The organism is Colwellia sp. 20A7 (assembly GCF_009832865.1).
Classification (GTDB): Bacteria; Pseudomonadota; Gammaproteobacteria; order Enterobacterales; family Alteromonadaceae; genus Colwellia.
On sequence record NZ_CP047130.1, the window covers coordinates 3,260,626 to 3,272,909 of the forward strand.

At 35.8% G+C, this 12,284-nt stretch carries 11 protein-coding genes, 7 tRNA genes and 1 pseudogene; 12 read left to right on the top strand and 7 right to left on the bottom strand.

The window, feature by feature from the left end:
* Positions 1-193: 193 nt before the first annotated feature.
* A complete protein-coding gene (gene fabA / locus GQS55_RS14005; RefSeq protein WP_159822858.1) occupies positions 194-709 on the bottom strand; it encodes a bifunctional 3-hydroxydecanoyl-ACP dehydratase/trans-2-decenoyl-ACP isomerase in 516 nt (171 codons plus the stop codon).
* A 287-nt stretch (positions 710-996) separates the two neighbouring features.
* Here fabA and GQS55_RS14010 point away from each other — a divergent pair, with 287 nt between their 5' ends.
* The 11 genes from GQS55_RS14010 (at position 997) to GQS55_RS14060 (ending at position 6,366) form a co-directional block, all read left to right on the top strand.
* The gene (locus tag GQS55_RS14010; protein WP_159821107.1) at positions 997-1,263 is read left to right on the top strand and encodes a hypothetical protein; all 267 of its coding nucleotides are present in this window, start codon (positions 997-999) and stop codon (positions 1,261-1,263) included.
* 12 nt (positions 1,264-1,275) lie between these two features.
* Positions 1,276-1,920: a UvrY/SirA/GacA family response regulator transcription factor gene (uvrY, locus tag GQS55_RS14015; protein ID WP_159821108.1), complete on the top strand. Its 645-nt coding sequence runs from the start codon at positions 1,276-1,278 to the stop codon at positions 1,918-1,920.
* A gap of 2 nt (positions 1,921-1,922) precedes the next feature.
* Positions 1,923-3,815 carry an excinuclease ABC subunit UvrC gene (gene uvrC / locus GQS55_RS14020; protein WP_268892404.1) on the top strand — a complete coding sequence of 631 codons (1,893 nt, stop codon included), beginning with the start codon at positions 1,923-1,925 and terminating at the stop codon, positions 3,813-3,815.
* Between the two features lie 76 nt (positions 3,816-3,891).
* Positions 3,892-4,470 carry a CDP-diacylglycerol--glycerol-3-phosphate 3-phosphatidyltransferase gene (gene pgsA / locus GQS55_RS14025; RefSeq protein ID WP_159821109.1) on the top strand — a complete coding sequence of 193 codons (579 nt, stop codon included), beginning with the start codon at positions 3,892-3,894 and terminating at the stop codon, positions 4,468-4,470.
* A 148-nt stretch (positions 4,471-4,618) separates the two neighbouring features.
* Positions 4,619-4,694: transfer RNA gene (locus tag GQS55_RS14030), tRNA-Gly, on the top strand.
* A gap of 61 nt (positions 4,695-4,755) precedes the next feature.
* Positions 4,756-4,829 (top strand) — tRNA-Cys (locus GQS55_RS14035).
* A 4-nt stretch (positions 4,830-4,833) separates the two neighbouring features.
* Positions 4,834-4,918: transfer RNA gene (locus GQS55_RS14040), tRNA-Leu, on the top strand.
* Positions 4,919-5,042: 124 nt separating this feature from the next.
* Positions 5,043-5,118 (top strand) — tRNA-Gly (locus GQS55_RS14045).
* A 51-nt stretch (positions 5,119-5,169) separates the two neighbouring features.
* A tRNA-Gly gene (locus GQS55_RS14050) sits at positions 5,170-5,245 on the top strand.
* Between the two features lie 107 nt (positions 5,246-5,352).
* Positions 5,353-5,437 (top strand) — tRNA-Leu (locus GQS55_RS14055).
* Between the two features lie 455 nt (positions 5,438-5,892).
* Complete coding sequence (locus GQS55_RS14060; protein WP_159821110.1) at positions 5,893-6,366, top strand: c-type cytochrome; 474 nt, start codon at positions 5,893-5,895, stop codon at positions 6,364-6,366.
* A 90-nt stretch (positions 6,367-6,456) separates the two neighbouring features.
* Here GQS55_RS14060 and GQS55_RS14065 read toward each other — a convergent pair whose 3' ends face one another.
* Positions 6,457-7,149, bottom strand: a complete 693-nt coding sequence (locus tag GQS55_RS14065) for a cytochrome b/b6 domain-containing protein (protein WP_159821111.1) — start codon at positions 7,147-7,149, stop codon at positions 6,457-6,459.
* 119 nt (positions 7,150-7,268) lie between these two features.
* Positions 7,269-7,442 carry a hypothetical protein gene (locus GQS55_RS14070; protein ID WP_159821112.1) on the bottom strand — a complete coding sequence of 58 codons (174 nt, stop codon included), beginning with the start codon at positions 7,440-7,442 and terminating at the stop codon, positions 7,269-7,271.
* A 128-nt stretch (positions 7,443-7,570) separates the two neighbouring features.
* Between GQS55_RS14070 and GQS55_RS14075 the strand changes: the two genes are divergently transcribed.
* Positions 7,571-8,551 (top strand): transposase, encoded by a 981-nt coding sequence (locus GQS55_RS14075; RefSeq protein ID WP_159821113.1) that lies wholly within the window; start codon positions 7,571-7,573, stop codon positions 8,549-8,551.
* A 272-nt stretch (positions 8,552-8,823) separates the two neighbouring features.
* On the opposite strand, the gene GQS55_RS14080 is transcribed toward GQS55_RS14075, so the two are convergent.
* From GQS55_RS14080 to nadA, 4 genes and pseudogenes are all read right to left on the bottom strand, one after another.
* Complete coding sequence (locus tag GQS55_RS14080; RefSeq protein ID WP_159821114.1) at positions 8,824-9,846, bottom strand: Fic family protein; 1,023 nt, start codon at positions 9,844-9,846, stop codon at positions 8,824-8,826.
* 527 nt (positions 9,847-10,373) lie between these two features.
* A pseudogene (locus tag GQS55_RS14085) lies at positions 10,374-10,689 on the bottom strand (transposase); the annotation flags it as partial.
* A gap of 263 nt (positions 10,690-10,952) precedes the next feature.
* Positions 10,953-11,040, bottom strand: a tRNA-Ser gene (locus tag GQS55_RS14090).
* 132 nt (positions 11,041-11,172) lie between these two features.
* A complete protein-coding gene (nadA, locus tag GQS55_RS14095) occupies positions 11,173-12,231 on the bottom strand; it encodes a quinolinate synthase NadA (protein ID WP_159821115.1) in 1,059 nt (352 codons plus the stop codon).
* Positions 12,232-12,284: the final 53 nt, after the last annotated feature.

The window sequence follows — 12,284 nt, forward strand, 5'->3', positions numbered from 1 at the left end:
TATTGATTATTGATTATTGATTATTGAGGTAGTTGAATTTAATTCAGTAGATAATTAAATATAAAACTAAATTAAGAAGAGAATTTTGTCTAATATGACAGAATTGTTATTACTTTTTATGCTTAACTCAAGTCAAAGAAAGTTAAATTTGGTTAACTCGTTATACAACGTGCTAACCAAACTTAATAAATAATTAGAACTTACTTGTATCAGTAAATAAGCCTACTTTTAAATCTTTAGCGAAATATATTTCACGACCATCAACACTAACAGTACCGTCAGCTAAGCCCATATATAATTTACGTTTGATAACACGCTTAAAATCAATTCTAAATGTTACTTTTTTTGCCGTTGGTAAGATTTGTCCGGTAAATTTAACTTCACCTACACCTAACGCTCTCCCTTTACCTGGACCACCAGTCCACGCTAAGAAAAAGCCAACTAATTGCCACATTGCATCTAAACCTAAACATCCTGGCATAACGGGATCACCTTTAAAATGGCAATCAAAAAACCATAAGTCAGGTGAAATATCTAATTCGGCTTCAATAAAACCTTTACCAAACTCACCACCTTCTTCAGTAATATTGATAACACGATCCATCATAAGCATATTGTCTGAAGGAAGTTGTGAATTACCTTCACCGAACATTTCACCAGTACCTGCTTTAACTAAATCTGCTTTGTTGTACGAACTTTGTTGTGCCATTGCCATAAGTATTTTGACCTATATGAAGTTGTTTACTAGGGATGTAATATTTCTTGAGCGTTACTTTAGCGAACACTTGTACACTAAACAACTCCGAACAGTGAAAAAAGTAGCTTTAATGATGATAATATCGTTATTTCACATACTAATTACCCCGATACAAGTTGATATTCCAAAATTTTACAAGTATTTAGACATATTAGCTTTCACTATCGTATTGCAAAATATAACGGTCAGGGTAACATAGCAGCTAGTTGTAAAAATTTTATAAACGCATCGAGATAAATATGAACGATACCGTTAAAAATAAGAAAAAGGCTATGACTAATGCCGAAAAACAAAAACGCTACCGAGAAAGACAGAAAGAACGTGGTAAGCAAGAGATGCGTGGATACTTATCTCCCGAAGCTAGAGTATGTTACCAGTTAATTGCTGAGCAAACTAACTGGTCTGATAGCATCATTTTAAGCAACGCAGTTCGCTTAACTTATGCCGCCTATAAAAATGGGCAAATTGGCTTACTGAATAGTTGGCTAAAAAATAACGAGTTATAAAGGCAGATTCCATTGATAAATATATTATTAGTTGACGACCATGAACTAGTACGTACTGGTATTAACAAAATACTAAACGAAGTTAAAGGTTTTAAGGTTATTGATGAATGTGAAACAGGTGAAGACGCGATAAAATTTTGTCGTATGACTGAACCTGACGTTATTTTAATGGATATGGACATGCCGGGCATGGGTGGATTAGAAGCGACGAAAAAGATTCTACGTCTCGCACCAGAAGTTAAAATAATAATTCTTACCGCTCACACTGAAGATCCCTTTCCAACCAAGGTTATGAAAATTGGTGCTGCTGGTTATTTAACTAAAGGTGCAGGACCAAATGAAATGATTAAAGCTATTCGAGCGGTAAATAGTGGTCAACGTTATTTACCCCCTGAAATAGCCCAACAAATGGCTTTAAGTCCATTTAAAACAAAAGACGAAAATCCTTTTAGCGAACTATCTGATCGCGAATTACAGATAATGTTAATGATAACTCGTGGTGAAAAAGTACCTGATATATCTGAACATTTGCACTTAAGCCCTAAAACAATTAATAGTTACCGCTATAGAATGTTTGACAAATTAAATGTCGGTAATGATGTTGAATTAACACATTTAGCTATTCGTCACGGCATGATAAATACAGAAAAATTATAATTTTGCCAAACATAGATACCACAAAACCAACTCAAAATTTCGATAGTGAAGCCTTTTTAAACTCAGTTACAGAGCAAGCTGGTGTTTATCGGATGTATAACGCTGCGCAAACAGTTATTTATGTTGGCAAAGCAAAGCATCTTAAAAAACGTTTGAGCAGTTATTTTCGTAAAGATGTAGGTTCGGTAAAAACAAAAGCATTAGTTAATCAAATTTGCGCCATAGACGTCACTGTTACTCATACAGAAGGCGAAGCATTAATTCTTGAAAATAATTATATTAAAAAATATCAGCCTAAATATAATATTTTACTTAGAGATGATAAGTCTTACCCATATCTATTAATTACTCACCATAAACACCCTAAACTTGGCCTACATCGCGGAGGAAAACGTACTAAGGGTGATTATTTTGGTCCCTACCCTACGGTAGGTGCCGTTTGGGAGAGTCTACGCTTAATGCAAAAGATCTTTCCTATTCGACAATGTGAAGATAGTTATTATAGAGCAAGATCACGACCTTGTTTGCAATATCAATTGGGACGTTGTTTAGCTCCTTGTGTTGACAAAATATCTGAAGAAAACTACCAACAGCAAGTTGACTTAGCCAAACTATTTTTAAAAGGAAAAAGCTCATTGGTTATTGAGCAGCTTGTTGAAAAAATGGAGTTATCTAGCAGTCAGTTAGATTTCGAACAAGCGGCTAAATATAGAGATCAAATAACTACATTACGTAAAGTACAACAACAACAATATGTTAGTGGTATAGCAGCAGAAATGGATGTTATTGGTTTATTTCGGCTTAAAACCCAAGTTTGTATTCATTTACTTTGTATTCGAGACCATAAAATATTGGGCAGTAAAAGCTACTTCCCTGCTGTGCCTAATGACACGAGTGACGAAGAAGTTATACAAGCATTTATTGGTCAACATTATTTAGGAAATGAACTCGGTAGTGGAACAAACGAAGGGATGATCCCGAAAGAAATTATAGCTCCTTGTGATTTTGAGCAACTTACAGAAATAGCAGTATTATTATCAAAACAATCTGAACATGAAGTTAAAATATCAACAAAAATCAGATCAGAGCGCAGACAATACTTAAAACTAGCCGCGACCAATGCACAAACGGCTTTGATTACAAGAAACAGCCACAAAGAATCGATGCAAGCTAGATTTGCCGCTTTAAATGAAGTTTTTGAATTACCAAATGGTATTAACCGAATAGAATGTTTTGATATTAGCCACACCATGGGGCAGCAAACAGTAGCATCCAACGTTGTTTTTAACCAAGAAGGTCCACTTAAATCTGATTATCGTCGATATAATGTCTATGGTATTACACCGGGTGATGATTACGCTGCAATGGCTTTTGCCTTAAATAAACGTTATGGAAAAATAAAATCAACCGATATTGAAGCATTAAAGAAGTTACCCGACATCGTTTTTATTGATGGCGGTAAGGGTCAATTAGCAAAAGCTGAAGAATTTTTTGCACAATTAAGTTCAGAACAATCGCTTGAAAGAATTCCTTTGCTTGTTGGCGTAGCTAAAGGTGAATCTAGAAAACCAGGCTTAGAAACATTAATACTAGCAGGCTCTCACCAATTAATATCATTACCTGGTACCTCACCTGCTTTACACCTGGTACAACATATACGTGATGAATCACACCGCTTTGCAATTACAGGCCATAGAGCCAAAAGACAGAAAGCGGCTAAGAAGTCAGTATTAGAAACTATTGAAGGAATTGGCGCGAAGAAACGCCAAGCACTTCTTGCCCACTTAGGTGGAATTCAGGAAGTAAATAAAGCTGATGTGAGTGAATTAGAAAAAGTTCCGGGTATTAGTATCGTACTTGCCCAAAATATTTATGATGCTTTACACAATAAGTGACTATATCTAACTACGGATACTGTGTAGAATAAAACTCAGAACTTTTGCTGTTAAATCTTTAACTAAAATAAAAACTATGTGGACATTACCCAACCAAATAACCTTATTTCGGATCATTTTGATTCCCGTTTTCCTTATTATTTTCTATTTACCTTTATCTTGGAGCCACTTTGGTGCCTTTGTAGTGTTTTGGACGGCTTCAGTTAGCGACGCATTAGATGGGTATTTAGCACGAAAATTAAATCAATCCTCAGCTTTTGGTGCTTTTATTGACCCCGTAGCCGATAAATTGATGGTAGTAGCAGCTTTAGTCATGATAGTACAAGACTATCAGAATTGGTTAATCGCTATTCCAGCAATAATTATGATTGCGCGTGAAATTTTTATTAGTGCTTTAAGAGAATTCATGTCATCTCGTGGCAAACGCGACGTTATTGCCGTGTCTGATATGGGGAAATATAAAACTGCAGCTCAAATGTTGGGGATTATGGGGTTAATATGGCGACCAGATTACGACATTCCGTTAATTTTATTTTATTTACCGCATGAAGTTATCAATTATGCCGCATACTTTTTCTATGCGATTGCCACTATTTTAACTATTTCAACCTTAGTAAGTTACTTTAAAGCAGCTTGGCCTGAGCTAAAAAGATAATAGTTTGGTTGCTTTTGATTACTTTTGATTGCTATAGCATCAAATTAGCTGCTTTTTGAGCAGTCGAATTAAAAAAGTTATTTATTAGTTGACTGTAACTTAATACGCTGTAGAATGCGTTTTCGTTGACAGGGAGTCAACAGATGAAGCGGCTGTAGCTCAGCTGGTAGAGCATCACGTTGCCAACGTGAATGTCACGAGTTCGAGTCTCGTTAGCCGCTCCAATCTTTAACTTGATAAAAGTTAAGTTCCAAAGGATTACACCTCGACTCGTGTTGATAAAATGGCGGGTTGGCAGAATGGCTATGCAGCGGATTGCAAATCCGTGGACCTCGGTTCGACTCCGGGACCCGCCTCCATTGTGCCCGGGTGGTGGAATTGGTAGACACAAGGGATTTAAAATCCCTCGCCGAAAAGCGTGCCGGTTCAAGTCCGGCTCCGGGTACCATTTCATCAACAGATGTTGAGAGTAAAAAAAAGTAAAAAAAGTGTGTTTTATACTTGGCAAAGTAAATTAGATACGCTAGAATGCGCGCTCATTTTTAACGAAATGAATGTGAAAACAAAGTGAAGCGGCTGTAGCTCAGCTGGTAGAGCATCACGTTGCCAACGTGAATGTCACGAGTTCGAGTCTCGTTAGCCGCTCCAATTTTTGTTTTAAAAGTAAGTTTTAAAAGTAAAATGTAATAGTTTAATGAAGCGGCTGTAGCTCAGCTGGTAGAGCATCACGTTGCCAACGTGAATGTCACGAGTTCGAGTCTCGTTAGCCGCTCCAAACTTTTATAATATTATGGTAAGTTACCTGTCAGCAATGACAAATAATATTATAAAGAGTAGGTACCAACCTACTATAAAAATACTCCCCTTATCGAAAGATATAATGCCCGGGTGGTGGAATTGGTAGACACAAGGGATTTAAAATCCCTCGCCGAAAAGCGTGCCGGTTCAAGTCCGGCTCCGGGTACCATCTTTAAGATAGTGATATACTATTTATATCACTCTAATACTCTTTTATTATAATACTGAGTATAATAATCACTCCCCTTATTTATCAATTAATAGTTTCAGCTAATAATTAATATTATCTTATTAAATAAAAATATACTTTTATAAAATATAACTTCTTAAATTTTCAATTTTTCAATTTTAATTTCCATTATTCTTACTCCATTATTTTACCTTATTTTCACTTATATTATAGTTATACCAATCTCACTAACTATGTGCTCATTCCTACTTGCTAAAATCATCAACAACATCGTTATTTATTTAATAATTAGAACAACTAGTTATTGAAATAAATGCCTTCTATTTGGCCATTTTTTCTACTTATAAAATTGTTCGCTTAATTAATGAAACTGGTATTAACTCCTGGTGACTTTAATGGTAAAGTTTATTCTTAATTCATAGAGAGGATAAACCATGAAATTAGCTTCAACAAAAATCATCACTGTATGCGCACTTGTTTTTGCAACCAATAGTGCTATTGCCACACCAGCAACGTCTGAAAAGCACGCTAACAAAGCTAACGACTTACGCCATGCCGTATTCACTATGCTTGGAGCAAATATGGGCGCATTAGGTGCTATGGCTAAGGGAAAAATCCCATTTGATGCAAAAATTGTGGAAAAAAACTCAATTCGTATTAATCAGTTATCATTCATGATCGCTGATTACACAAGTACTGATACAAGCGCTTATAAAGTCGACACTACAGCTTTACCAGACGTTTGGACTAAACGTGAAGCCTTTGAAAAAAGAATTAATGATTTAACAGTAGCATCTGAAAAGCTTGTTAAAGTATCTACATCAGGTGATGAGTCTGCAATTAAAGCAGCTATTGGCGGTGTAGGAAAGACATGCGGCGGATGTCACGATAACTTTAGAGAAGAATAACATCAAGCCTGTCCTGTAAAGATATAGGCTAATATAGCTATATGAGGCCTGAGTAACATTTATTTTGTTATTCAGGCCTTTTTGTTTGTACTAATAATAAAATTCTTCTTCCACTGGTACATTCAAGACTAACAACCAATACAAAAATACGGCTACACCTAGAATAATAACTAGCGCTAAAAATAATCTAGAAGATTTAATACCTTTGGTATTTTCAGTACCATCACTTTGTTTATACCCAGTGATCATTGGCACAATCAAGTTTGCTTTTTTCACAAGTAAGTAATAAAAAGCAGCCGCTATATGTAATACAGATACAGCAATAATAATATCAAAAACATTATGATGTATTAATGACATAATACTTTGAATCGAACTACTCGCACTTGAATAGTAAGGTCCTGAGGTAAAAATATCGTCATTCATGAATAATCCACTAACCGCTTGTGATAAAACTGACGTCAACATAAACACGACCATTAGTCCGCCAAGTGGATTATGGCCAACAGTAGTATAATTTTTTTCTTGTTTGAAGTTTTTTAAATAGTATAAAAGCGATTTTTTATTGGGAATAAATTGAGCGAACTTTGCATAGCGAGTGCCAAATATCCCCCATATTATGCGAAATATGATCAAACCTAAAATAAAATAGCCAATTTTTAAATGCCAATCTATTAAGTTTCGTTCGCCATCTGATGTATACCAAGCAGCAAAAAGTGAAGTAACAAGAGACCAATGAAATAGCCTAACAGGAAGATCCCAAACTAATAATTTATTTTTCATTATTTAATTCATGTTGAACAACGATAATAATATTATAAATAATGAACAACTATTGTGAAACCTCTTATTTGTTAAAAGTACTTAGTCATAAGTAGTTATCTCGCTATCAACTTATTATTCTACTTTTTAATTATTGTTGTATCTGGATGAATAGTATTCTCAATAACTTTGAGCGTTTCTCCATTATCCCCACAATCTTTTATAATAAGCCCTAAAGGGCCTTTTATAGATGAATTTTCGTTATCAAAGTCAATATATAAATCATTAACTTGGGTAAAATCCATAGCTAACAATGACTGAAAAGCTATTCCTTCACTTCTCTTACCTCTAGAGCCAACTTATCAAGCCACCCATTTTAACGTGGATGAAATTCAAACCATAAACTACACTTGATTTACCTTGATTAAATCTGGTGATTATTATGCCTAAGCCACGTTCGCAACAAATTAGTTTATCCGATACGCCGTATTATCATATTTGCAGTCGCACGGTACGAAAGGCTTTTTTGTGTGGGATAGACAAGGAAACAGGTGTTAGTTACGAGCATAGGCGAGCCTGGATTGAGAAACGAACATTTCAATTAGCGAACGTGTTTGCCATCGACATTTGCGCACATGCCGTGATGCATAATCATTTACACCTCGTATTACATGTAGATAGTGAACAAGCTAAAGGCTGGACAACAGCTGAGGTACTACAACGTTGGCACAAGTTATTTAAAGGCACACTACTAACTCAACAATATCAAATGAAACAATCGCTTGATAAATTTCAACTGACCATGGTCAAAAGCACGGAAGATATCTATAGGAGCCGCCTTATTGATATCAGTTGGTTTATGCGCTCGCTTAATGAGCCAATTGCTCGAAAAGCAAATCAAGAAGATAAGTGTACAGGTCACTTCTGGGAAGGGCGTTTTAAATCGCAAGCATTGTTAGATGAAGGTGCAATATTGTCATGCATGGCGTATGTTGATTTAAACCCTGTGCGCGCTGGTATTGCAGCCACACCAGAGCAATCTAACTTCACCAGTATTAAACTACGGATAAAAGCGGCGATAAAAGGTCAACAACCAGCCTCGTTATTGCCCTTTACAGACAATGAACACAAAGACAAAAGAACAGGCTTATGCTTTAACTTAAAAGACTATCTCACCTTAGTGGATGAAACAGGGCGTGTACTTCGTGATGATAAACCTGGTGCTATTAACAGTAAAACCGCAAGCATTCTAACAAGGCTGCATATCAGTGATGAAAGTTGGTTAAAACTGACCACTAATTTTGAAGGTATCTTTACGGGTGCAGTAGGTACCGTTGAGCATTTATGCGAGTTTAGCGAGCATGTCGGTTTGCAACGTACACATGGAATAAGCAATGCACGAGCCTGTTTGGATAGCGCATAACACCACACCATAAGACGTTAGTTATTTAATTTTATGTTATGTCGACATAACGACTTTAACTCGGCTTAAATCCAACCATTTCACCAACATTCATAATATGTCAGCGAATAATCTTAATTTCCTCGAATTAATAGATATTTAAGTAACTAAAAAAATATCGATAGGCTTTTCATTCTCGCCTGTCGTTATTATGGGTGGCATGATTATTACATGATTATTATGATTATTTTCTGAGCTCTCACCCTTTGCATGGTAACGGGGACAGATGTACATTAAATTAACCGGTACTTTTGTAGCTTGCTATTCGGTTTTTCAGGAATAGTCATTTCAATTAAAGCGGCATCCATCGCTGGTTTAAGGTAGCGCTCTCTAAAGTGCTTGCGATCTTTAAGTTTCAACTTTTCTTGTAATTGCTTTCTATTTAAAGATATATCAGATTGACTTAATACATTTATCAAAGCTTTAACTTGTGGTGTTTCTTGTGGGGTTGTGTTTTTTTCTATTGGCGTCTGTGATCGTGCAGGTTCTTTATTTAAAAATAAGCTATTGCCTACTTTTAAAATAGTACTTAAGGTATTTTCGAGAATGTACTCGATGAAAACTGAAGAATCACCCGTGTCGGTACTTTCATTTATTGCACTATTATACTGCTGTTTAGTTGCCTCTATAAATTTTTCTACAGGAAATAATATAAATAACGGATTCCATTGCTTAAGTATTTTAGATTGCCATAAAGAGGCGATGCGACTATTACCTTCAACAAAAGGGTGGATAAATTTAAGTTCGTAGTGAAATACTGAGCTTTTTATTAGCGGGTGTTCAGTCGATGTAGACAACCAGCTAAAAAGATCTTCCATCATCTGTGGAATATGTAAAGCTTGCGGGGCCACTTTCAATTTATTGCTATTGATAGTGTTACTCGTCCGATAGTTATCAGTTGTATTTTCTTGAGACAATATAAGCATTTTATGTGCTGTCAAAAAATCATCGCATAAATTAATATCCCAATTATTCATCTGTTCATAGACTTCAATTGAATTATTTACTTTTTTGATTATTTCATCAGATAAATCAATGTCGTCTTTATGATGAATTGTGTTTATCTGCGCCTTTGTCAAGGTAACATTGTCAGTAAGTAACGCATTTTTAACGTGTTTTACCATAGCATCTTGCTTACTTTGCAAGATATCTTTTTCGTTGTACATTATAGAGAATTTGCCGATAGCTTCTGCAATATCTGAAATATAATGAATGATTTTTGATGTGACTGTAAACGGAGGTTGAAATTGACTCATGACATAATAAATTTTAAGCTTTGATTCTACCTACAAGATACGCTAATCAAGAGGGTTAGTATAATTAAAATTCTTAATTAACCTTAACTTTAGATAATGTTAGAACTATTTATTCATCGAGTAAATAGGTTTTTTGACTGAAAACGATTGAAAGTAAACAAGATGGGTCACTGTGTCATGCTTATTGTGCTTGTAACCTTTCGTTGGAATTACTTAATATGAGTCTAAAACTTTCGTTATCATCGAAGACAAGCTGTAATCAAAATGTTAAATAGGAGGCTAAGATTACTGATTTATTCGGTATTAGCACATTACCTCTAGGCATTGATAAATGGTACATATAGATGGGGGGCCTTAAGATATATTTGATTGTGGTAGTTAGGTGTTTTGATAAGTTGTGTGTATCTAAATCCTTTTATTCGACGACCATATTAAGCATTAACATCGAACGATAACCAACTAATTAACACCGTTTCGAGCAAAGAAGTCATCAGGTAGTCAGAGATTTCTCCTCCTCGACAATATTACTGTGTTAAGAGTGTGCTTTTAAATAACTGATACCAACGCTCAAGTACTGCTTTTGTTGACCATCTTTTTGCAGTTTCTTCATCGATAAATAATACCGTGTATGTATGGTTACTCATAATAGCGTAAACGCAAACATCAATAACAAACACCTGCGTTAGGCTAAGTAATTTATCTTCTACCCAACCTCGCCTGTGGTCAAAATTTTTTCCTGTGTTTTTATCTTCACCGCACAAAAAAGGCACGACGAACACAACGAGAAATACAGTGATAATAAGGGGAATCAGCTAAGCTAATGAGTTTTCTGGCGGTTGTCATGAAAGACCTTTCACTTACAGGTTGTTTATTAACCTTAGTTGATAAGTCTGTGTTGTTCAAATTTAACCCACTGCCCTGCTTCATATTTTTAATTAATCAACTAGATTATTTGATTTATTAGCCTTTGTTTGTCTTGCTTGAGTATATTCAAGTGGCTCTATTCTTCTCATCAGTTAATAAATGAGCACAAAAAAACCCGACAACCTTAAATTAAAGGTTATCGGGTTTTATTGTTTGCAATTATATTCAATTGTACTTTTATATGGCGGTGAGGGAGGGATTCGAACCCTCGAAGGCTTGCGCCTTACACACTTTCCAGGCGTGCTCCTTCGGCCACTCGGACACCTCACCAGTAACAAGCTGCGCTATAGTAGATAAAAACTATCTAACACGCAAGCGGAACTCCGTAGTAATCGAACAAAACTGCACGACTGTCTATAATTCACTCGGTTATGCTAATTACGCTAACTTAACCTAACGAAGCTAAGCATTCCCCTTCACTGTTAGTTTATTTTCTGCAGCAAAATTTAACATTCTATGTAATGGAATCAAGGCCTTTTTCGCAAGTTCAGTATCAACAGTGATTTCTTTACCTACAGGGCTCTCTAATGCTTCAGCAATAGACTTTAATCCATTCATTGCCATCCATGGGCAACTTGCGCAACTACGGCATGTAGCGCCATTACCCCCCGTTGGTGCAGCAACAAAAGTTTTGTTTGGGTTAGCCTGCTCCATTTTGTAAAAAATACCTTTATCTGTAGCAACAATAAAGTGCTGATTTGGCATTTCTTGACTTGCTTTTATCAACTGACTAGTTGAACCAACAGCATCCGCTAGCGCGACTACATTAGCCGGTGATTCCGGATGTACTAATACCGCAGCATCAGGGTATTGAATTTTTAGATCACGTAATGCTTTCGCTTTAAATTCATCATGAACAATACAAGCGCCCTGCCACATTAGCATTTTGGCACCTGTCTCTTTTTCAATATATGCACCTAAATGGCGATCTGGTCCCCATAGAATGGGCTTTCCTTCACTTTCCAGCATTTCAACAATTTCTAACGCAATACTTGAGGTTACTACCCAATCGGCACGTGCTTTAACTGCAGCAGAGGTATTAGCATATACAACAACAGTATGGTCAGGATGTTGATCACAAAATGCTGAGAATTCTTCAATTGGACAACCTAGATCTAATGAACAAGTTGCTTCTAGCTCAGGCATTAACACTGTTTTTTCTGGGGTTAAAATCTTTGCAGTTTCCCCCATAAACTTAACACCCGCTACAATTAAAGTTTCTGCTAGATGTTGATTACCAAAACGTGCCATTTCTAAAGAGTCTGCAACACACCCCCCAGTTTCCTCTGCAAGTGCTTGGATTTCGGGATCAGTGTAATAATGAGCAACCAGAACTGCATTTTTTTCAATTAGCAGCGCTTTGATTTTTGCAATATATTGTGCTTTTTCATCATTATTTAATAATTCAGGTTTCGCTGGAAATTGATAATCAAAATCAACAGCTGCATTAATTTGGCTCATTTTAGCTCTCTATATATAACAAGTATAAATGTCTTTAAACGGCGTAATTATAA

Excerpts from the sequence above, each read along its gene's own strand:
- GQS55_RS14080 (WP_159821114.1), bottom strand. The coding sequence starts at position 9,846 with ATGAGTCAATTTCAACCTCCGTTTACAGTCACATCAAAAATCATTCAT.
- nadA (WP_159821115.1), bottom strand. The coding sequence starts at position 12,231 with ATGAGCCAAATTAATGCAGCTGTTGATTTTGATTATCAATTTCCAGCG.
- fabA (WP_159822858.1), bottom strand. The coding sequence starts at position 709 with ATGGCACAACAAAGTTCGTACAACAAAGCAGATTTAGTTAAAGCAGGT.
- GQS55_RS14075 (WP_159821113.1), top strand. The coding sequence starts at position 7,571 with ATGCCTAAGCCACGTTCGCAACAAATTAGTTTATCCGATACGCCGTAT.
- pgsA (WP_159821109.1), top strand. The coding sequence starts at position 3,892 with ATGTGGACATTACCCAACCAAATAACCTTATTTCGGATCATTTTGATT.
- GQS55_RS14065 (WP_159821111.1), bottom strand. The coding sequence starts at position 7,149 with ATGAAAAATAAATTATTAGTTTGGGATCTTCCTGTTAGGCTATTTCAT.
- GQS55_RS14010 (WP_159821107.1), top strand. The coding sequence starts at position 997 with ATGAACGATACCGTTAAAAATAAGAAAAAGGCTATGACTAATGCCGAA.
- GQS55_RS14060 (WP_159821110.1), top strand. The coding sequence starts at position 5,893 with ATGAAATTAGCTTCAACAAAAATCATCACTGTATGCGCACTTGTTTTT.